The sequence below is a fragment of the Pontibacter brevis genome, assembly GCF_054779655.1.
In genome coordinates, this window is sequence record NZ_BAAGXV010000006.1 from 1 (window position 1) to 22,527 (window position 22,527).

The 22,527-nt window shown below is 49.6% G+C and carries 14 protein-coding genes and 2 rRNA genes; 14 read left to right on the top strand and 2 right to left on the bottom strand.

Annotation, left to right across the window (positions count from 1 at the left end):
* The 13 genes from ACYVB1_RS00800 to ACYVB1_RS00860 all read left to right on the top strand — a co-directional run.
* Positions 1-104, top strand: a 23S ribosomal RNA gene (locus ACYVB1_RS00800); the annotation flags it as partial.
* A 118-nt stretch (positions 105-222) separates the two neighbouring features.
* Positions 223-334 (top strand): 5S ribosomal RNA (gene rrf, locus ACYVB1_RS00805).
* 284 nt (positions 335-618) lie between these two features.
* On the top strand, positions 619-2,913 hold the full coding sequence (locus ACYVB1_RS00810; protein WP_460919500.1) for a PQQ-dependent sugar dehydrogenase: 2,295 nt from the start codon (positions 619-621) through the stop codon (positions 2,911-2,913).
* A 386-nt stretch (positions 2,914-3,299) separates the two neighbouring features.
* The gene (locus tag ACYVB1_RS00815) at positions 3,300-5,309 is read left to right on the top strand and encodes a BatA domain-containing protein (RefSeq protein ID WP_460919502.1); all 2,010 of its coding nucleotides are present in this window, start codon (positions 3,300-3,302) and stop codon (positions 5,307-5,309) included.
* Position 5,310: 1 nt separating this feature from the next.
* Positions 5,311-6,582 carry a dihydroorotase gene (locus tag ACYVB1_RS00820; RefSeq protein WP_460919504.1) on the top strand — a complete coding sequence of 424 codons (1,272 nt, stop codon included), beginning with the start codon at positions 5,311-5,313 and terminating at the stop codon, positions 6,580-6,582.
* A 62-nt stretch (positions 6,583-6,644) separates the two neighbouring features.
* Positions 6,645-7,154 (top strand): DUF4199 domain-containing protein, encoded by a 510-nt coding sequence (locus ACYVB1_RS00825; protein ID WP_460919506.1) that lies wholly within the window; start codon positions 6,645-6,647, stop codon positions 7,152-7,154.
* Positions 7,155-7,180: 26 nt separating this feature from the next.
* On the top strand, positions 7,181-7,705 hold the full coding sequence (locus tag ACYVB1_RS00830) for a DUF4199 domain-containing protein (RefSeq protein WP_460919508.1): 525 nt from the start codon (positions 7,181-7,183) through the stop codon (positions 7,703-7,705).
* A gap of 3 nt (positions 7,706-7,708) precedes the next feature.
* Positions 7,709-8,683: a glycosyltransferase family 2 protein gene (locus ACYVB1_RS00835; RefSeq protein WP_460919510.1), complete on the top strand. Its 975-nt coding sequence runs from the start codon at positions 7,709-7,711 to the stop codon at positions 8,681-8,683.
* A 2-nt stretch (positions 8,684-8,685) separates the two neighbouring features.
* Complete coding sequence (locus tag ACYVB1_RS00840; protein ID WP_460919512.1) at positions 8,686-9,825, top strand: glycosyltransferase; 1,140 nt, start codon at positions 8,686-8,688, stop codon at positions 9,823-9,825.
* 187 nt (positions 9,826-10,012) lie between these two features.
* Complete coding sequence (locus tag ACYVB1_RS00845) at positions 10,013-10,771, top strand: hypothetical protein (protein WP_460919514.1); 759 nt, start codon at positions 10,013-10,015, stop codon at positions 10,769-10,771.
* A gap of 84 nt (positions 10,772-10,855) precedes the next feature.
* Positions 10,856-13,630 carry a carboxypeptidase-like regulatory domain-containing protein gene (locus ACYVB1_RS00850; protein ID WP_460919516.1) on the top strand — a complete coding sequence of 925 codons (2,775 nt, stop codon included), beginning with the start codon at positions 10,856-10,858 and terminating at the stop codon, positions 13,628-13,630.
* Entirely contained in the window at positions 13,630-14,805 is a 1,176-nt protein-coding gene (locus ACYVB1_RS00855) for a DUF4249 domain-containing protein (RefSeq protein WP_460919518.1), read from the top strand. The genes ACYVB1_RS00850 and ACYVB1_RS00855 overlap by 1 nt, the downstream gene beginning before the upstream one ends.
* A gap of 29 nt (positions 14,806-14,834) precedes the next feature.
* Positions 14,835-17,270: a hypothetical protein gene (locus ACYVB1_RS00860; RefSeq protein ID WP_460919520.1), complete on the top strand. Its 2,436-nt coding sequence runs from the start codon at positions 14,835-14,837 to the stop codon at positions 17,268-17,270.
* A gap of 55 nt (positions 17,271-17,325) precedes the next feature.
* Here the strand turns inward: ACYVB1_RS00860 and ACYVB1_RS00865 are convergent, their stop codons facing one another.
* Together ACYVB1_RS00865 and purB are read right to left on the bottom strand one after the other, a co-directional pair.
* Complete coding sequence (locus tag ACYVB1_RS00865) at positions 17,326-18,519, bottom strand: sensor histidine kinase (RefSeq protein WP_460919522.1); 1,194 nt, start codon at positions 18,517-18,519, stop codon at positions 17,326-17,328.
* A 280-nt stretch (positions 18,520-18,799) separates the two neighbouring features.
* Entirely contained in the window at positions 18,800-20,152 is a 1,353-nt protein-coding gene (purB, locus tag ACYVB1_RS00870; protein ID WP_460919524.1) for an adenylosuccinate lyase, read from the bottom strand.
* A 368-nt stretch (positions 20,153-20,520) separates the two neighbouring features.
* Between purB and ACYVB1_RS00875 the strand changes: the two genes are divergently transcribed.
* Positions 20,521-22,485 (top strand): biosynthetic peptidoglycan transglycosylase, encoded by a 1,965-nt coding sequence (locus tag ACYVB1_RS00875; protein ID WP_460919526.1) that lies wholly within the window; start codon positions 20,521-20,523, stop codon positions 22,483-22,485.
* The last annotated feature ends 42 nt before the right edge of the window (positions 22,486-22,527 follow it).

Genomic DNA, 22,527 nt, shown 5'->3' on the forward strand with positions numbered 1-22,527 from the left:
ATCTCCCTTAAGGGCCGTCAGAGACGATGACGTCGATAGGCCGCAGGTGTAAAGCTGGAAACAGCAAAGCCGAGCGGTACTAATTGCCCGAGCGCGTTCTCAAAGTGCACACGCACTAGCCGTAGAAAGCGGCCCGCTCCTTTCACTCTCCCTCTCTTTCCCAACTAGTCAAAACAAGAACTATATTACAGCATTGTCTGCCACAACGACGGCAGCGAAGACAATGGTGGCTATGGCTCCGGTGAGCACCTCTTCCCATCCCGAACAGAGAAGTTAAGCCCGGACGCGCCGATGGTACTGGGGTCACACCCGGGAGAGTAGGTGGCCGCCAACCCCACAACAAGCACCCCCTGCAGAGAAATCAGCAGGGGGTGTTTTGCGTTTCAGGCCCCATCTCCTACTCTACTGCCTCCTGTTAAGGCGCGTAAGCCAATATATGCAGAAAAAAAATCAGCCCCTGGCACTGCCACACCTGCTTTATTTAAAAAGCACCTGCCAAAACTCCTACTATTATGCGCCACCCTCGTAAAGAAAGCTTGTACCCGTACCTCCACGTATCTTTTCCCACCACCCTCCTATCACCCTCATTAGGTTCAGTTATCATTTTAATTTATCAGCATGAAAACCTTTGTGCGTGTGCCCCGGCAGTTCATTCTATTTCACAGTAAACACTTATTCCTACCTTCCCGCATCGTTCTACTTCTTGCATTATTCTTTTGTAGCACTATCCTTACTTCTTCATTTGCACAAAACTTTCCTTCAGGATTCAGTCAGGTGCAGGTAGCGGGCGGTATCAACAATCCTACAGTACTCGCCTTTGCTCCGGATGGACGTATTTTTGTAGCTGAACAGGGTGGCAAGCTGCTCGTCATAAAAAATGGCACTTTACTATCAGAACCCTTTCTGCAACTGAGTGTCAACGCCTCTGGAGAAAGAGGGTTGATCGGCATTGCACTGGACCCGAACTTCGCCACCAACAAATACCTTTACCTCTATTACACTGTCCCGACAGGTACACTGCACAACCGCGTGAGCCGCTTCACAGCCAATGGCGATGTGGCATTGGCAGGAAGTGAAAAGGTGATTCTTGAATTGGACCCTTTAAGCAGTGCAAACAACCACAACGGCGGAGCCATGCATTTTGGCAAGGATGGCAAGTTATACATAGCCGTAGGTGATAATGCCAACCGAGACCATGCGCAGAACCTCGATACATATCACGGAAAGATGCTCCGAATCAACTCCGATGGGAGCGTACCTGCAGGCAACCCCTACACCAGCGGAACAGAACAGCGAAAAAGGATCTGGTCTTATGGATTAAGAAACCCCTATACATTTGGCATTCAACCCGGAACCGGCCGAATATTTGTAAATGATGTGGGCCAGAATACCTGGGAAGAAATAAACGATGCAACAAGTGGCGGATTAAACTTTGGCTGGCCTCATGCAGAAGGCAACAGTAGCAACAGCGCTTATACAAACCCTGTTTATGCATACCCGCACGGTTGGGGCGATGGCAGTGGCTGCGCCATTACCGGGGGCACCTTTTTTAATCCTACTACCACAAACTACCCCAGTAGCTACACCGGCAAATACTTTTACCAGGACCTGTGCAACAACTGGATTAATTTTATTGATGTATCCGGCAGCACCGCAGTTCGCTCTCCTTTCATTACGGGTTTGCCCGGGCAATCCCTTAGCCTTACGGTGGGTAACGATGGCAACCTGTATTACCTCAGCCGTGATGACGACGCGTTATACAAAATCATTTATACCAGCAACAGCGCACCCGTTATTACCAGCCAACCGAGCAGCTTAACTGTCCCGCAGGGGCAATCCGCTACTTTCAGCGTAAGTGCCTCCGGCACGGCACCCCTGAGTTACCAATGGCAAAAAAACGGCGTTAACATTTCCGGAGCCACAGGAGACGCTTACACCATTGCCAGCACCACCTCGTCCAGCGCCGGACAATACAGGGTCATTGTTTCCAACTCGGTAGGTAGTGTCACCAGCAACACGGCCACCCTGACGGTAACGACATATAATGCTGCTCCGACAGCTAAAATCATCTCCCCTGCCAACCATACGCTGTATCGTGCTGGAACTGTTATCTCTTTCGAGGGCACGGGCACAGACCCCGAAGACGGCACCCTGCCGGCCAGCGCCTTTACCTGGACCGTTAACTTTCATCATAACACACACAAACACGACGGACCACCTGTGGCAAGTGGTACTAAAAGCGGCTCCTTTACAATACCGAATAAGGGAGAGACATCCACAGACGTATGGTACCGGCTCATACTGACCGTACAGGACTCAAAGGGACTGACGCACCAGGATTCCATTGACCTTGACCCGAGGATTGCTACTGTGAAACTGGCTACCAATCCGGCGGGTTTACAGCTAACACTGAATAGCCAGGTGAAGACCACCCCCTATTCACAGAATTATGTTTCGGGAATGATCATCCCTTTGCAGGCTCCCTCACCGCAAACCCTAAATGGCGTTTCGTATGAGTTCAGCAACTGGTCGTCGGGCACAGTGAGTGGAGGTTCTATCACTGTGCCGGATGTTAGCACCACCTATACCGCCAGCTTCACCTCTATCCCCTCCTCCACCTGTTCCGCTACAGGCACTATCCTGAGGGAACAGTGGGACGGGGTGTCAGGCAGCAGCGTAACAGATATTCCCCTGGGTACCAGCCCAAGCAGCACCAGCCAGCTGGGCCTGTTCGAGGCGCCCAGCGGCCTGGGCAGCTACTACGGGGCGAGGGTGCGGGGCTACATCTGCCNCAAGCACCCCCTGCAGAGAAATCAGCAGGGGGTGTTTTGTGTTTCAGGCATACTATGGACGGCGGGGAAAGGAGAGGCCGCCGCCCGGCTTGCGGTGGAATTTCTACGGCCTAAGTTTTAACTGCTGCAGGTCTTCTGGAGTGAGCATTTCCCTAACGAAAATGAAGCCCTTCAACTCCCTTATTGCTAGGACAAAAGAAGTGCAGGTGTGGTGAAAGGTCTGAGCAATATTAATACTAAATGTAGCGGATGCTTTAGGATGCAAAGGGCCTTTGTATGGGAGAGGCAATCTTGCCTTAAGATATAATAAATCATAACGACAGTGGCAGAAGAAAGCAATAATGTGTGCCTCTTCACTTAATTTATAAGAAAAGATTTCGTTAGTATAGGCGGAGTATCCATAGGAGGGGCAACTAATCTAAAACATCCTATAACTGGAGGTTCCGTTTAGGAGTATAGCAGCAAATCGGCTGTTGTTTTTCAAGGCTTTCCTCGTTAACTTGTCTTATGGCTTTTTTATACCCGTCTTTCCTTTTTGCGCTTGCTGCTATCGCTTTGCCGGTTGTACTTCATTTAGTGCAACTGCAGCGGGCAAAGCGGGTTGTCTTCAGTAACGTCCGTTTTATTCAGGCTTCCAAAGATCTGACGGCTAGCCAGCGAAACCTGAAGCAGCTGCTGATACTGCTGTGCCGCATTTTGTTTATTGTGTTCCTGGTGCTGGCTTTTGCACAACCTTTCCTGCCTGCTTCAAATGCCGCTGCTCCTGCCGATGCCTCGCAGGTGGGCATTGTGGTGGATAATACCTATAGCATGCAGAATCTGCATGAGGAGCAGGACTTGTCACTGTTGAATGTCGCATCCGACAGAGCAAAGGAAATTGTAAGCATGTTTCCTGCCTCAACATCTTTCAAAGTGGCGTCCAGTAACAGAGCAAAGTATGGTGCTGCCGTGCAGGCTGCAGAAGCAACAGGTTACTTAGAAGGGCTTGACTTTTCTGCTAAAGATTATTCCTCCGCCCTCAGCGCCTCTGCTATCCAACCCTCTCACGCCTTTATCCTTTCTGATTTTCAGAGAAGCACATTTCAGCCTTCAGTACTACACAGGTATGACAGCACGACACAGATACACCTGGTGCCAATTGCGGCGGCAAATACGGGCAATGTAGCGGTTGACTCTGTTTACCTTGAAGATGAATTTATCAGGCCCTCAGCAGAGAATATCCTGCATGTGAGTTTGTTTAATGCCGGAGACGAGGCAGTAGATGGAGTACCGGTAAAACTGATGATCGAGGATCAGCAGGTAGCGGCACTCAGTGTTGATTTACCAGCCCAGCAAGCAACAGAAGCTGTTATGAATTTCAGGGTTAACGGGGCAGGAGCCAAAAGGGCCTATGTGCTAGTAGAGGACTATCCTGTGGAGTTTGACAACACCTACTACTTTGTTTTATCGCCTTCTACTGAAGTAAAGGTAACAGAGATAACGGAAAGTCCTGGTAATTCGCTTCAGCGCCTGTACCAGAATGAACCTTTCTTTGCCTTTACATCCTATAGTGCAGGCAACGTTAACTATGCGCAGTTAGGTACATCTGATATCATCATCCTAAATGGTCTATCAAATCTTTCGTCTGCTCTGGCTGCCACTGTTACTAACTTTGTGGAAGCCGGAGGCACAGTAGCTGTTATTCCACCGGCAGGAAGCGACGTGGCGGGCTATATCACCTTATTTCAGAACCTGAACATACCTGCCAGCTTTACAGGGGTTACAGCGGCAAGCAGTAAAACAAGCCTGGCTGCCCCGGACCCGAACAACCCTTTCTTCCGGAGTATTTTTTCTGACTATGACCCCAAGATGCAGATGCCTGCTGCGGTACGTAGTGTCGCCTGGACAAGGGCATCAGAAGACATCCTGAAATACAGGGGAGGCGCCTCCTTCCTGTCAAGGTTCGACAGGGGCAGTGGCCATGTATACCTGATGGCGGCTCCGCTTCAGGAAGATTACAGTGCCCTGGCCAATCATGCCCTGTTTGTGCCTATTATGTACAAACTCGCCATTAGCAGTTATAAGCAGCAGCAGGCGCTGGCTTATACCTTAGCTGGTAACACCATACAGGTGCCTGCCATCAGCAAAAGGCAGCAGGAGGGGGTGTACGCGCTGCAGAAGGATAGCCTTGCCTTTATACCGGAGCAGCAGGTGCGGGGTGGGAGGCTATACTTTGATACACCCGCCGATATGGATGAAGCCGGTTTTTATAACCTGCAGCTCCAGGATTCCACTATCACAACCCTGGCCTTTAACTACGGCAAAAATGAATCTTACCTGGTGCAGTATTCACCGGACGAACTGAAAGCGCTGGTAGGGGCAGACCGCCGGAATGTGCATGTTTATGCCGGCGGTGATGCTTTTTCAGTGAAGGGAGAATTCGAAAAAAGTTATTTTGGCGTAAAGCTTTGGAAATATTGCCTAATATTGTGTCTGTTTTTCCTGATGGCCGAAATAGCACTTATTAGATTCCTCTAAAATGAAAATACTTCTCCAAGCAGCAACAATCTATCACCCACAATCCCAGTACCATTTACAAAAACAAAATATCCTGATACAGGACGGCATCATCACTTATATAGGACAGGAAACACCGGAAGCGGACGAAACCATTGCCACAGATGGGTTATGTGTGTCGGCAGGATGGCTGGATATGTTCTCTTTTGTGGGCGACCCGGGACTGGAGCATAAAGAAGATCTGTACTCTATAGCAGCTGCGGCTGCGGCTGGTGGCTTCACAGAGGTGGTAACCTTGCCCAACGTGGAGCCGGTAGTACAGACAAAAGGAGCCGTTAATTACATCAGGAGCCGGTCGCAGCAACTGCCCGTAAGCCTATTGCCGGCAGCAGCCATCACTGTAGACGCACAGGGCAAGGAGCTGACTGAGATGATTGACCTGCACCAGGCAGGAGCCGTTGCTTTTACAGATGGTACCAAGCCCCTGCAGGGAGCCGATGTGCTGCTGAAGGCACTGCAGTATGTGCAGCTGTTCGATGGCCTGCTTATGAACAAGCCGGAGCATACCCGCCTCACCGACCATGGGCAGATGCACGAGGGCGAAGCCAGCACCCGCCTGGGTATGAAGGGCATTCCTTCGATGGCAGAAGAAATTATGGTGACCCGCGACCTGCAGTTGCTGGCCTACACCGGAGGAAGGATGCATTTTTCGTTGCTTTCCACAGCAGCCGCTATCGAGGCAGTGCGAAAAGCGAAAGCAGAAGGCCTGCAGGTAACCTGCGATGTAGCCAGCTTCCAGGCAGCCTTTACCGATGAGACCATCATACCATTCGATACAAATTATAAAGTAGCCCCGCCTTTCAGAAGCGAAGCTGATGTGGCGGCTATCAGGCAGGGGCTGCAGGATGGTACCATCGATGCCCTGGTGTCGGCGCACATGCCGCACGATACGGAGGCAAAGCGGCTCGAGTTTGACCTGGCCGATTTTGGTATCATTAACCTGGAAACCTCCTTTGCTGTTGCTAACAGCACACTGTCTGGCGTGTTAAGCACGGAGCAACTGGTGGCGAAGTTCACGTCCGGTCCGCGCCGGGTGCTGCGCCTGCCCGAACCTCAGATAGCAGAAGGTGAAACCGCCAGCCTGACACTCTTTAACCCGGACATCGCCTGGACGCCATCTGAAGCCACCACAAAGTCAAAGTCCAAAAACAGCCCTTTCTTTGGGCAGGAATTGAAGGGAAAGGTAATCGGCACCATACATAAGGGGCAGGTAGTGCTCAATCAGTCTTTTTAATAATAATTTATACTTATATTGAAGTTCTGTTGACAAAAGGTTAACAGAACTGGCGTAGCAGAATGCTGAATCAGACAATTATTAGAGTTGGGATACGCTACGGTGTGTTGTGTAGCTTGGCTTGTTTCTTATTGATAGTAGTCCTTTATTTTATGGGCTACAATCCCTTTGGAGACATGGGGCGCCTGACTTACCTGCCTATCCCGGTGTTCATATTCCTGGCCATTCGTTATTTTAAATTGTTCAACGACGGGAACATGAGCTTTGGCAAGGGATTCAGAGTAGGGCTGTCGGTGGCTTTTTATACAGCCATGGCAACCGCTATGATGGTGTTCCTGTTCATCTACCTGGTAGGACCCGAGATAATACAGAACCATGTGGCCGAGATGAGAGCCTTGTTGGATGAGACGCGGGAGGAACAGGTAAAGATGCTGGGGGAGCGTATGTACGAAGAAGGGTATAAAGCATTAGATGCTATAACGCCAAGTATGCTGGCAGCCGATGATTTTGTGAGGCGGATCTTTGTAGGCGGGATTTTTTCATTGATAGCGGCCGTTTTTTTCCGAAAGTAAAACGTTATTCTATAAACAGCTAACACATGACTACCATTGAAAAAGAACCTTCTGTAGCATCAGTAGCTCTTAAGTATGGGTTACTCTTTGGCTTGATAGGCGTGGTTTTTCAGGCCATTATTATGGTAACAGACCTGGGGGACAACCGATGGGTCAGCAGCCTGGCCTATGCTATCCTGATTGCAGGCATCGTGCTGGGCATGAAAAATTACAGGGAGCAGAACTTAGGCTACATGTCATACGGGCAGGGGCTTGGAATCGGCACCTTGTTAGGAGCAGTATTTGGACTCATGACCGGCTTGTTTATCTGGGTATACACCGAGTTTGTGGACACTGGCTATATGGCGCGTGTAATGGAGAAGCAACGTGTAGAGATGCTGGAACAGGGATTGACAGACGAGCAGGTTGATGCAGGTATGGCGATGGCGGAAAACTTCCAGGGTCCGTTAACAATGATTCTAGGAGGAGCCGTTAGTACTTTAATTATTGGCTTTCTCTTTTCCCTGATCATCTCAGCGATAATGAAGAAAAGCCGTCCGGAGTTTGAATAAAACATGCAATATCCTTACGATATTTCGGTAGTGGTTCCCCTCTTCAACGAGGAGGAGTCTTTGCCTGAGCTTGTGCGCTGGATCAAACGCGTAATGCACGCGCACGAGTTTTCCTATGAAGTGATTCTGGTGGATGACGGCAGCACCGACCGCTCCTGGGAGGTAATCTGCAGCCTCGGAGACGAAGACAATACGGTGAAAGGCATCAGCTTTAACCGCAACTATGGCAAATCGGCGGCTCTGAACGAGGGCTTTAAACGCTGCTCCGGCGAGGTGGTCATCACCATGGATGCCGACCTGCAGGACAGCCCGGAGGAGATTCCGGCGCTGTACGACATGATTAAGAACCAGCGGTACGACCTGGTGAGTGGCTGGAAGAAGAAACGCTACGACCCGGTTAGCAAGACTATTCCTACTAAACTTTTCAACGCCGCTACCCGCAAGCTATCAGGCATTCAACTGCATGACTTTAACTGTGGCCTCAAAGCATACCGCCAGCTGGTGATAAAAAGCATTGAGGTGCACGGCGAAATGCACCGCTACATACCAGTAATTGCCAAGTGGAACGGCTTCACCAGAATTGGGGAAAAAGTAGTACAACACCAGGAACGAAAGTACGGCACCACTAAATTTGGGCTGGAGCGTTTCGTTTACGGTTTCCTCGACCTGCTTTCCATCACTTTTGTCAGCCGCTTTAAAAAGCGCCCGATGCACTTTTTCGGTACCATGGGCACGCTCATGTTTGTGGTGGGCCTGGGTATTACCATCTGGCTGATAGCCCAGAAAATGTTAGGGATTTACTTCGGTGGCCGGGTACGCGACATTGTAGATCAGCCATTGTTTTTTCTGGCCTTGGTGGCCGTTGTACTAGGGGTGCAACTGTTTCTGGCAGGCTTTCTTGCCGAAATGATATCCATGGGCACAAACAAACGGAACGAATACCTTATACGGGATCGGGTAGGCGCACTGAGGAAATAAGCATGAGGAAGCGGGTAGTTATTATAGGGCCGGCGCACCCGCTGCGCGGTGGCGGTATGGCCACATTTAACGAACGCCTGGCCTACGCCTTCCAGGAGGCTGGTGATGAGGTGGAGATTGTTACCTTCAGCCTGCAATACCCTTCCTTTCTGTTTCCCGGCAAGAGCCAGTACGCTGATGAGCCTGCCCCGGAGGGCCTCCGGATTAAAGTACTCATCAACTCTGTGAATCCCATCACCTGGCTTGGAGCCGGTAACTACATCCGGAAAAAAAAGCCTGACCTGGTTATTTTCCGCTATTGGCTTCCTTTTATGGGACCAGCTTTTGGCACAATCGCCCGTATTATCCGCAGAAACAGGCACAGCCGCATATTAACCATTACCGATAACGTAGTCCCGCACGAGAAACGCCCGGGAGACGTGCCTTTTACAAAGTACTTCCTTAGTGCCTGCCATGGGTTTGTCACGCTTTCGCGCTCCGTATTAGAAGACCTGAAGCTGTTTGAGCCTGACAAGCCAAATGTGTACCTGCCCCATCCACTGTACGACAACTTTGGCGAAGCTGAACCTAAGGCAGCAGCCTGTGCCGCTTTAGGGCTGGACCCGCAGTATCATTACATCTTATTCTTCGGCTTTATCCGGGCTTACAAAGGGCTCGACCTGCTGCTGCAGGCCATGGCAGAACCAATGCTGCAACAGCACCTGGATATAAAACTTATTGTGGCGGGTGAGTTTTATGAGTCCGCCGCGCCCTACCATACGTTGATTCAGAAACTAAACCTGCAGGACCGCCTGGTGCTGCATACTGATTTTATACCCAGTGCTGCCGTGCGCCACTATTTCTGTGCTGCAGACCTGGTGGTGCAGCCATACAAGCATGCCACACAAAGCGGCGTCACACAGGTAGCCTATCACTTCAATAAGCCTATGGTGGTGACAAACGTTGGCGGGCTTCCGGAGCAGGTGCCTGACGGAGTAGGGTATGTGGTGGAGCCGGAGCCGGAGGCAATAGCCCGGGCGATCCTGCAATTCTATACTGCTCAGCAGGAAGAAGCTTTCACTCAAAACATCCTGGAATACAAGAAGCGCTTTAGCTGGGCCCGCTTTGTGCAGGCCATCCGTGAAATGGCATCAAAGCTATAGAGGGCAAATTCACTTGCTCTTTACTTCTGCAGCGCATTCCTTGCATAACATGAAGGATGTAGCATAACAGACCAACCAACAGAATAACTGTTATAACATTTGTCTGTTTCCTATATTGGACTTAACTTAGCCAAGAATAGATTCATCTTATTAAATATAGTAGATGCAGCTGGTAAACCTAAAGTGTGTGGTAGTTATATGTGTGGCAATATCGCTTTCTTTCTTGTCGATAGGCAACACACATGCACAAACCAGTCCCGCAGACACTGCCTTTCTGCAGGTCTCCGTGAAACAAGCTCTGGCAGCTTACGAGGAGGCGGTAGGTGTGCAGACGCATTTATACAATGGCACAGAATACGTGGACCACAAAAAGCCACATCTGGAAGGAGACCAGTTCTTTGTTTCGAAGGCGGTGGCACGGGGAGAAATTTTTTATGATGGCACCTGGTATGCACAAGTGCCCCTGCTGTACGATTTAGTGACCGATGAAGTGATAGTGCCTCATAACAGCAGCGGCCTGATGATGAAGCTTGTCACCAGTAAAATTGATACATTCCAGTTACATGGGCATACATATTTGCACCTTAGAGCGGATAGTGCCGTCCATATAGCACCTGAGCCTGGCTTTTATGATCTACGGCACAACCAAGATGTCCAGTTTCTTGTCAGGAGGACTAAACAGGTACAGGACAGAGCCACACAGGCTGGTATGGAAGGGGAGTTTAGGGCAGTGGACAAATATTATATCCGAAAGGAAAACCGCTATCATCAGGTAAGCAGTAAGCGGTCTGTGTACAAAGTGTTCAAGGATAAAAAGAGGCAGCTGCAGAAGTATGCCGCTGCGCAACGCCTCAAGTTCAGGAAACAGAAAGAAGAGTCCATACTTGCCTTGGTCCAGTACTACGACAGCCTGGCTGATGAGCAGGCACAGCAGCATAGTCACTAAACCTGAGCCGCTTTCTTTCTTAAAAACAGGCTAGGCTTCAAACCAATCCGCCTGGAGTGCCAGCATAACAAACAAACTTAACTTATGAACCACCTGTACCGTCTCGTTTTATCTCTTTTTGTGGTGTTATGTTGCATAGCGCAAGGGCAGGCGCAGCAAACAAGACCAGCTCTGGTCAGTGGCAATTTTAGCGCAGCCACTTTTGAGGAGTTTGCCCGCGAGGTTGAAGCGCAATCCAACTATCATTTTTTCTTTGACGCTACTGCTGTTGATAGCCTGTCTGTGACACTACAGGTAAAGGAACAGCCGCTTGATGCTGTGCTCACCCAAATCTTTCAGAATACCGACTTCCAGTTTGCCATCGATGCCAGGCAGCAGGTGTTCATCACCAGGGGCAGGCAATTAAGTGTGTCTCTGCCGGAGAACTTTTTTGATCGGGTTGAAAAAGCGGAAAGTGCACCGCAGGTAGCGGGTGTTCAGCTGGGTGCCGGAGAAAGAGATACTAAAAAGGCCGGTTCAGAGATTAAGCTCTACGAGATAGGTGTAAAAAGGGAGGGCGTAACCGGTAAAGCAAACTTGGCCGGCCATCTGCGCGATGCTAAAACTGGTGAACCTATTATCGGGGCGGCTGTATACATCGAGTCCCCGCTGATAGGTACCACCTCCGACCAGTACGGTTATTACTCCCTTACCTTACCAGTCGGGCGTCACGAGCTGAAAGTAAAGGCCGTCGGGCTGCAAAACACGAGGCGCCATATCATGCTGTACTCCGACGGAAAACTGAACATTGAGATAGCCGAAGATGTGCGGACGCTGAAGGAGGTGCTGGTAGAGGCAGAGAAAGACAAAAACGTGTCGGGGTTGCAGATGGGGATGGAGAAACTGGATATCCGCACCATTAAACAGGTGCCAACCGCTTTTGGCGAAACAGACATTCTGCGCGTGGTGCTGACCCTGCCGGGTGTGAAGTCTGTGGGAGAAGGTAGCACTGGCATGAACGTGCGCGGCGGCAGCACCGACCAGAACCTTATTCTTTTTGACGATGCTACTATCTATAACCCGTCGCACCTATTCGGTTTCTTTTCAACTTTCAACCCCGACATTCTGAAAACGGTAGAGCTTTATAAAAGCGGCATTCCAGCTAAATATGGCGGTCGTCTATCGTCGGTGCTGGAAGTGACGAGCCGCGACGGAAATAAGAAAAAATTCTCTGGTTCTGGCGGCATCGGTTTGCTCACGAGCAGGCTTACCCTGGAAGGCCCTATCAGGAAAGACAAAACATCCTTCCTCATCGGAGGCCGCAGCACATACTCTGACTGGCTGCTGAAGAAGCTGCCTAACAAATCATTCAACGAGAGTTCTGCTGGTTTCTATGATATCAACGGGCATATCAGCCACGAGATAAACGAGAAGAACACCTTGTACCTGAACGGCTACCTGAGCAAAGACCGGTTCCAGCTGGGTTCCGACACGTTGTACCGGTTCTCGAACCAGGCTGCCAGTCTGAAGTGGAAGCACATTTTTCAGAATAAGCTGTATGGCGTGCTCACAGGCGTTTACAGCCATTATGATTATGACGTATCCAGCGATAAAAACCCTGTTAATGCCTCCACGCTTACTTTTGGCATAAACCAATCAAACCTGCAGGCTGACTTCAGCTATTTCCCTACCCCCAAACATACGGTAGATTTTGGCGCAAGCTCTGTTCTATACAACGTAAACCCCGGCACCCTGACACCCAATAGCCCGGAGTCGCTGGTTGCGCCTGACAGGCTACAGGCAGAGCCCGCCCTTGAAAGTGCTATCTATGCCTCCGACAGGTTTGATATAACCCGCCGCTTTTCGGTTTCTGTGGGCCTGCGCTACTCGTTCTTTAATGCCATGGGACCAAGGTCTGTCAACAACTACGCTCCCGGAGCCCCTAAAACAGAGGGCACCATCCAGGATACGGCAGTCTATAAATCAGGCGACGTGTTTGCAACTTACCATGGGCCGGAATACAGGCTGTCGGCAAGGCTTGGACTGACGGATAATTCGTCTGTAAAACTGAGTTTTAACCGTATGCGCCAGTATATTCACATGCTTTCTAACACTGTTTCTATGTCGCCTACCGATGTATGGAAGCTCAGTGATGCGAACATCAGGCCGCAGGTAGGTGACCAACTGGCCTTAGGTTACTACAGAAACTTCAGGGCTAATACCATTGAGCTTTCTGTGGAAGGCTATTACAAAAAGATGCAGGACTTCCTGGATTACAAGAGCAGCGCTACTCTGCTCATGAACCACCACATAGAAACAGACGTGGCAGGCGCAGAAGGCAAGGCCTATGGTGTGGAAGTAATGCTTAAAAAAGCAACAGGCAAACTGAACGGATGGGTAAGCTATACTTACTCCCGTACGCTGGTGCGCCTGGACGATGAGGAGACCGGCGAAAAGATAAACAATGGCGAGTATTACCCCAGCAACTTTGACAAGCCACACGATCTGACCCTGATAAGCAACTACCGCTTCAGCCAGCGCTTCAGCACCTCGGTTAACTTCACCTACAGCACCGGCAGGCCCATTACGCTGCCGCTTGCCAAATATAACCTGGGCAACAGCCAGCGCATCTACTATTCAGACAGAAATGCTTACAGGGTGCCCGACTACTACCGCCTGGACTTAGCACTGAACATAGAGGGCAACCATAAAATAAAGAAACTGGCGCACAGTTCCTGGACCCTGGCCGTCTATAACCTGACTGGCAGAAGGAACCCTTACTCCATTTACTTTAAGTCTGAGAACGGCAGCATAAAGGGGTACAAGATGTCCATCTTTGGCCAGCCTATCCCTACCATCACCTATAACTTTAGATTTTAATGCAGACATATATCCGAAGCCTGAAAAGCATCGTTAGCTTCTGTTTACTGCTGCTGGTTGGTTGTGTGGAGCCGTATGCACCGGAAATATTAGAAGGGCCAAACCATTACCTGGTGGTGGATGGTTCTATAATCGGAAACGGCATCACAACTATCAAGCTGTCGCGTACACAGAACATTTCCGAAACCAGCCCGCCTTTGGCAGAAGCAGGAGCCATGCTGCTGCTGGAAGAGGATCAGGGGGCACAATATCCCTTGCAGGAAATAACCCCTGCCACGTATGTTAGCAGTAACCTTCAGCTGGATTTCAGCAAGAAGTACAGGCTCTACATCAGGTTGTCTGGCGGTGAGGAGTATGCCTCTGATTTTGTAACCATCAAACAAACGCCTCCTATTGAAGCGCTAGGCTGGCACGTGCAAGATAATGAGCTGCAGATTTATGTCAACAGCCGGGATCCGCAGAACAACACCCACTATTATCGCTGGGTATATGAAGCCACCTGGACCTATACGGCGGCCTACCAGTCAAATATCAAGTATGATGAAGCCAGTGGAACAATTGTGCCCCGCACAAGGAGCGATGAAAATATTTACAACTGCTGGAGAACAGAAAAATCAACAGACATCAAACTAGGGTCCTCTGTCAAGCTTACGCAGGATGTTATCCATGAGTACCCCATTGTAGCGCTTTCTTCCGGAGCGGAGGAGCTGCGCATCAAGTACAGCGTTCTGGTAAAACAGTATGCGCTGACGCGGGAAGAATATCAGTACTGGGAAGCCCTCCGAAAGAACACTGAGAGCATTGGCACATTGTTCGACCCATTGCCTGCACAGTTAACCGGAAATGTGCATCGGCTGTCTAATCCGGACGAGCCTGTGATTGGGTATGTCGGGGCTTCGGCGCTACAGGAAGAGCGGATTTTTGTGAACCGGAGTGAACTGCCGCAGGACTGGCGATACTATTACCCCACCTGCCCGATAGATTCTCTGTTGCCCGGAGAGGGGCAGACGCTGGCTGACTTAGCTGGTTACTTCCAGAACGGTAACAATATGCCTGTCAGTGAAATATTTGTTTCCCAGGGGCCTCCTACGCCCATTGGCTATATGGCAGCATCAAAAAGATGTGTTGACTGCCGGACACGTGGCACCAATGTGAAGCCTGATTTCTGGGAGTAAGGCAAAATCAACGCATGAAAAGAAAAAGCATGAGAACACGAGCTATCATAGTAAAGACTATTGTCAGTGGCGGCTTACATATACTGCTTGTTGCTTTACTGATAGTGGCTGTAACAAGCCAATCGGTGGCCCAGCCAGATGCATTGCAGCGGATTGTGCAGGACTTTGATGTTTACCGCAGCAAAGCCCTGCAGGAAAAGCTGTACCTGCACTTCGACAGGCCATTCTATGCATGTGGTGAAACCATGTGGTTTAAGGTATACAATACAGATGGTACTTTGCACAAGCCGCTGGACATAAGCAAAGTAGCCTATGTAGAGGTGCTGGATGAGGCCCGGAAGCCTGTGTTGCAGGGGAAAATAGCTTTAAAGGACGATACAGGCAGGGGAAGCTTTGTGCTGCCTCTCACACTTCATTCTGGCAATTACAAGGTGCGGGCTTATACCAGCTGGATGAAGAACTTTGCACCGGAATTTTATTTTGAAGCACCTGTTACGGTTGTCAATTCTTTTTCCAGCCTAGGCCTTGCTCCTGTGCAGGACTCGGCCACGTATGCTATTCAGTTTTTCCCGGAGGGTGGCAGCCTGGTGCAGGGGATACCCGGTAAAGTGGCATTCCAGGGAGTAAACAGCAAAACGGGCAAAGGCATAGACTTCACTGGAACAGTAGTGGACAAGGATGGCGCGGAGGTGGCCAGCTTTCGACCGCATAAATTCGGCATTGGCCACTTTACCTTTACACCGGAAGCTTCTAATACCTATACAGCTATCATTGAGCTCCCAAACAAAAAAGAGCTCCGGCAGAAACTGCCCCAGGTGTACCAACAGGGGTACAGTCTGCGCCTGGAGGAACTAAATGCAGACCAGCTCCGGATTATAGTTACAGCCACTGGTGAGAAAGCGGAACAGGTGCATCTTCTGGGGCATGCCCGGCAAATCATAGGGGTGGCTGAGAGTGCAAGCCTGCAGCAAGGCACAGCTAGTTTCGTGGTGAATAAAAGTAAACTGGCCGAAGGAATTTCTCATTTCACCGTTTTCAATAACCAGAAGCAACCGGTGTGCGAGCGCCTGTACTTCAAACGCCCGACACAAAAACTGCAGCTGGAGGCTAAAACAAACAAGAACCTCTACACCACAAGGGAAAAGGTGACTGCCAGCCTCCTGACGCAGGCGCAGGCAGGGCAACCTACACCGGCTAACCTGTCAGTTTCAGTATATAAACTGGACTCGCTGCAGTCAGAAAGTTCCGCTGATATTTATACCTACCTGTGGCTGACCTCTGACCTTAAGGGTACGGTGGAGCAACCGGCGTATTATTTCACAGCATCCGGGCCAGAAGTAAGTGAAGCGGCGGATAACCTGATGCTCACCCACGGCTGGAGTCGTTTCAGCTGGGAGGATGTTTTCGAGGAGCAAAATGCAGCTTACAAGTTTCTGCCGGAACACAATGGCCACTTCATCAGAGGCAAGGTAACTGATGCTGCAACAGGTGCCATTGCCCGAAATATTACGACCTACCTGACCGCACCCGGTAAGCATGTGCGCTTTTACAGCGCCACCAGCAATGAGGAGGGGGGCATACAGTTTGAGGCGAAGGACTTTTTCGGTTCGAAGGAAATCGTGGTACAGTCAAATTTCCAGAAAGACAGTACATACCATTTAAAGATTTTCAGTCCCTTTTCAGATAAATATGCTGCAAGGCCGCTACCTGCTTTTGATGTGGTAGAGCACCTGCAGCAGGAGCTGACACAGCGGCATATCAGTGTGCAGGTGCCTTACACCTATCATGAGAAGCACCTGAATGTGTACCGGGCACCGGGCATTGACAGCACAGCCTTTTACGGCAAGGCAGATGCCACCTACCTGCTGGATGACTATGTGCGCTTTAAGGTGATGGAAGAGGTGATGCGGGAGTATGTGCCGGGGGTGCAGGTTCGCCTGCGCAAAGGCAATTTTCACTTCAACGTTGTGAACGTACCGCATTCATCCATTTTCTATACAAATCCACTGGTATTGCTGGACGGCGTCCCGATGTTTGATGTAAATAGAATCATGGCCTTTGACCCACTGAAAGTTCGGAAGCTAGAGGTGTTTACCAGGAAGTACTTCCACGGGCCGCACGTATACACCGGGCTTGTCAGCTATACTACCTATCAGGGCGATTTAGGAGGCTTTCAACTGGACCCGCGTTCCTTGTTGATAGAATACGAAGGCCTGCAGCTACAGCGGGAGTTTTATACACCCGTTTATGACAGCGAGCAGCAAAGGCAAAGCCGGTTGCCTGATTTCAGGAACCTGCTGCACTGGTCTCCTGATGTGGTAACAAAGGCAGATGGAAAGGCAGCACTCAGCTTTTATACATCAGATCAGGCGGGTACTTATGTAGTGCTCGTGCAGGGAACAACGAAGAACGGTCTTGCAGGCAGCAAAGCGTTTACCTTTGAGGTAAGGCAGCAGCCACTTTAGACTCTTCTGCCTGCGCTGGCTATGGATGAGGTTGCGCTGTATGGCTACTGAGGAATTACAGGGGCCACGTAAAATAAAAGGTTGAACCCTGGCCGGTTTCTGATTCTATCCAGATGCGACCGCCTTTGTCTTCCACTATCTTCTTTACCGTAGCCAGGCCTATGCCAGAGCCCTGTGTCTTGCTGGTATCGCGAAGCAGGCGCTGGAACATACCAAAGACCCTCTCCTGGTGTTGCGGCGGAATACCAGGTCCGTCGTCCTTCACACAGAAGGTGTAATGCGTTTCCGATTTGCCTTCTATACTTACCCACAAATTGCCTTTACCTGTGTGGTGGTATTTAAAGGCATTGGAGATAAGGTTTGCAAACACCTGCTGTAACAGCACTCTCTCAGTGGTAAGCACCGGTAAATCAGGTGAAACATGCGCCTGCATTTCCCGGCTTCCGGTGTGGTCCTCAATCAAGCCCTGCACCAGGCTGTATACATCCACTTCTTCTTTTGGCAGGTCTTTCACCTGTGTCATGGCATATTGCAGGAGTCCCATCACTAGGTCTTCCATGGCTTTGGTACTGTCCTTTATCAGGTGCAGGTTACTGGCCATGTTCGTTAAATCCTTTGCGTTTAAATCATCCTGCAGCCATTCTGTAATCGTGCTGATGTTCATAATAGGCTCTTTCAGATCATGCGACACCATGCGCACAAACTGCTCAAGCTTCTCGTTTGCTGCTTTTAACTGCTGCTTCTCTTTTTCCAGCTGTTCCTGCTTCAGGCGCAGTTCAAAATTGGCAATTACCTGCCGTGCCAGCGTGATGAGCGCATGCCGCTGCGCTTCCGTCAGCTTTCTTGGCACCGTGTCAAGTACACAGAGGGAGCCTAGTCTGTGGCCTTTACTGGTTACGAGCTGTGCGCCGGCATAAAACCTGATATGGGGAGTATCGGTAACCAGTACATTTTGTCGGAAGCGCTCGTCTTCTAAAGTATCTTCTACCTCCAGCAGACTGTCCTGCAAGATGGTGTGCTGGCAAAACGAAACAGAACGGGGCAACTCACACACATCTGTCCCTACTTTAGACTTAAACCATTGCCTTTCTTCCGTAATCAGTGTGATAAGTGAAATGGGAGTGCCACAGATGTGAGCGGCAAGCGCCGTAATGTCATCAAATTCTTTTTCTGCGGGAGTATCAAGAATATGATAAGCTTTCAGCGCCCTTAACCTTTCCCTCTCTTGTTGCTCCTGAGCTAGTTCCATTTTTTACTTTCTGTTAGCTTTTACTACTATAATGCTTTAGCACTATATTTAGATACGATTCTTCGACGAATTTTGTCGTCTTTTTATATCCCGGTAGTCAGAGTGCTAGCTTAAGGCCTTGTAGATAAGAAACTGCTTTTTCTCTGTATTATTATAGCGTCATTTAAAAGATGAGAAGTGAAAACTTCCGTCTTAAAGCTACAAAAACAGAAACAGCAAAACAGAAAAAGCCCCTGTGGAGTATTCCACAGGGGCTTTCCTATATAATTTAAAATGGAGCCTACAAAAGCGCTACACCAGTATAGTTGAATGGAGAAATCTGCTTTAACTCGGCTTTTATCGCATCACTTACCTGCAGCGTGTCAATAAAATCATGAATACGCTGTTCTGTTATTTTTTCGTTTTTGCGGGTCAGTTCTTTCAGGGCTTCGTATGGCTGCGGATACCCTTCGCGGCGAAGCACAGTTTGAATGCCTTCTGCCACCACAGCCCAGTTTTCCTCCAGGTGCCTGTTTAAAGCGGCCTCGTTCAACTCCAACTTACCTATACCACGCTCCAGCGATTTAAGGGCAACGAGGACATGTGCCAGCGGTACCCCCACGTTGCGTAATACGGTGGAGTCCGTCAGGTCGCGCTGCAGGCGGGAAATAGGCAGTTTAGCAGACAAGTGCTCCAGCACGGCATTGGCTATACCCAGGTTTCCTTCTGCATTTTCAAAGTCGATCGGGTTTACCTTGTGTGGCATGGCCGACGAGCCTACTTCACCTGCTTTGATCTTCTGCTTGAAGTAACCCATCGAGATGTACTGCCATATATCGCGGGAAAAGTCTGTTAGAATAGTATTAAGGCGTTTCAGTCCATCAAAATAAGCGGCCAGGTTGTCGTAGTGCTCAATCTGGGTGGTGTATTGGCTACGGCGAAGGCCAAGTGCCTCCTGCACAAATTTATTGCCGAACTCCGGCCAGTTAAAATCCGGGTAGGCTACGTAATGCGCATTAAAGTTACCTGTGGCACCGCCGAATTTGGCGGAGAAAGGCACCTGGCACAGTTGGCTTAGCTGCACCTCCAGGCGTTCTGCAAATACCATAAACTCCTTGCCCAGGCGGGTAGGGGAGGCCGGCTGGCCGTGTGTATGCGCCAGCATCGGGATATCTTTCCACTGCTGGGCCAACGAAGCCAGTGTCTGCTGCACATTCTGGTAAGCAGGTTGCAGCACCTGTTCGTCTGCCTCACGCAGCGAGAGCGGAATAGCCGTGTTATTTACATCCTGTGAGGTTAGTCCGAAGTGAATAAACTCTTTGTAGTCGCTGAGGCCGAGAGCATCAAACTTGTCTTTGATGAAGTACTCTACTGCCTTCACGTCGTGGTTTGTTACTTTCTCCGTCTCTTTAATGGTAAGGGCATCCTCTTCCGAGAAACCTTCATAAATGGCGCGCAGTTCCGGGAAAAGGGTGCTGTCCACTTGCTGCAGTTGCGGCAGGGGCAGCTCGCACAGGGAGATAAAATACTCTACCTCTACCAGCACACGGTAGCGGATAAGGCCGAATTCAGAAAAGTAACCAGCAAGTTCAGACGTATGGCGGCGGTATCGTCCGTCTACCGGCGAAATAGAGGTAAGTGATGTCAGGTTCATACTGAAGGTAATTCTTTGTCCAAAGATACACAGGTTTGCCACATGAAGCCAAAGGCCTGCCTGTTGATTTAATGCTTACCTCTATTTTTAAGGAATTAGATAGGCTAATAGATTGTTAATTATTCTGTTACCCTGGCTAAACTTGCATAGCTTTACGTGCTGTTTGGCACTATGCTTGTATAAAGGGCATATAACCTATATCTTAAGCAACATACTTCCGTAATAGGTGGGGTGTTATTGCAGAAAAAGACATTGCTGTATTCATTTAGCTGCGGTATGCGCTGTGTACCGCCTGTGTAGCTATAAAACTAACTTTTAATTTGTATTAAAGTATTTTGGACCATCGTTTAAGAAACAGACTTTTAGCCGTGTTTGGAGGTATTATTGCCTTCTTCCTGCTACTTATTGTGCTTCTTTTTGTTTTCAGAAGCAGAGTGCTGGATTACACCATCGACCGGGTTGTTACGAAGGTTGAAAATAAATACCCCGCTGATTTCACCATAGGCAGTGCCGAGTTCTCGGACTGGACTTCAGTGGTACTGACAGATATCTCCTTTGTACCGCACGGCCTCGACACGCTTTTTACCACTGACAGCGTTCATGCCACCGTTTCCTTCCGATCCATTTTTGCTGGACGTGTCGTGTTCAAACGCCTGGAGGTGAATAACAGCTACCTGACTGCTGTAAAGAATGGCGACAAAACCAATTTTGGCTTTTTGTTTAAGAAAGAAGAGCCGAAAGAGCCTGTAGATACCACCGGTGAGGGCCGCAATTATGGTGAACTGCTGAACCGGGTCATTGAAACGGCTTTTGAGAATGTGCCGGACCAGGTGGATTTCAGGAACCTGAACGCGTCCTACGTTTCAACAAACCGTGTCATTGATGTTAAGATGCCTTACCTACGCATGGATGACGGGGAAATAGACTCCCAGGTGTCTGTCCGTACAGATTCTCTCATCAACAACATGCGTGTGCGCGGCACCATCGACCCACGCGACTACCGCATTGCAGGAAGCCTGTATGCTTTTGATGACAGAGGTATTCACCTCCCTTATGTGAAGGCGAAGTATGATGCAGAGGTGGCTTTCGACACTGCACACTTCAGCCTCGACAGCAAGCAGTTTAGGAACGAAAAGCTAACGGTACGGGGAAGCGCCATGGTGAACGACCTGATTCTGAATCATGAGAAGCTTGCAGGCGAAGAGGATATACATGTAGAGGAAAGCGCTGTTGACTACGTTATTACGCTAGGGCCGAACCTGTACGTCATCGATAGCCTGACAGAGGTGCGTGTAAACAAGGCAAGAGCCAATATTTATGCTTCATATCAGAACAAAGATTCCAAAATTATAGACCTGAAGGTGAGGACAGAGCAGGTGCCAGCTAACGATTTCTTTGAGTCGTTGCCGACAGGCCTCTTTGAGAACCTGGAGGGGATAAAAGCACAGGGGCAGTTACAGTATAAAATGCAGTTCCACGTGAACATGGATAGCCTGCAGCATGTTGCCTTCGACTCTGACCTGGACGCCTCCGAGGATTTTAAGATACTGGAATGGGGTAATACCAACATCGAGAAGATTAACGGTACGTTCACCCACACCGTGTATGAGTACGGTAAACCGGTACGTACCTTCACAGTGGGGCCTTCTAATCCTTTTTACAGCCCAATTAACCAGATATCGCCGCATTTGCGCAATGCCATTCTTACGGCTGAGGATGCAGGTTTTTACAGCCATAATGGTTTCCATGAAGAAGCATTCAGGCAGGCCATTGCCAAAAACCTCAAGGAAGGAGAGTTTGCCCGTGGAGGTAGCACTATTTCTATGCAGCTGGTAAAGAACGTGTTCCTGTCCCGTAAAAAGACAGTAGCCAGAAAAGTGGAGGAAGCCATTATCGTGTGGCTCATCGAAAACGAGGACCTTGTCTCAAAACACCGTATGTTTGAAGTGTACCTCAACATTATTGAGTGGGGGCCGGATGTATACGGTGCCAAAGATGCTTCAAGGTTCTACTTCGGGAAGCAGCCGTCTGAGCTAAATGTGGCAGAGGCCATTTTCCTGACAAGTATCATTCCGAGTCCGAAGCGTTTCCGAGCCTCCTTCGACAGTTATGGTAACCTGCGCAGCCACAAGCACGGCTACTACAGGTTGATTGGCGGACACATGCGCCGCCGTGGCCTTATTTCGCAGGAAGAGTACGAGAACCTTTATCCGAATGTGCGCCTATATGGCCGCGCCCGTGATTTAATTGTAACGGCACAGGATACTTCCTCTGTTGTAGAGGAAGACGAGTCGCAATATGAACTGGAAACAATAGACCTGCTCGATTTCTAACCCGGTTGAGCAGCACCTTAAACCTAAGACGGCCCCGCATTT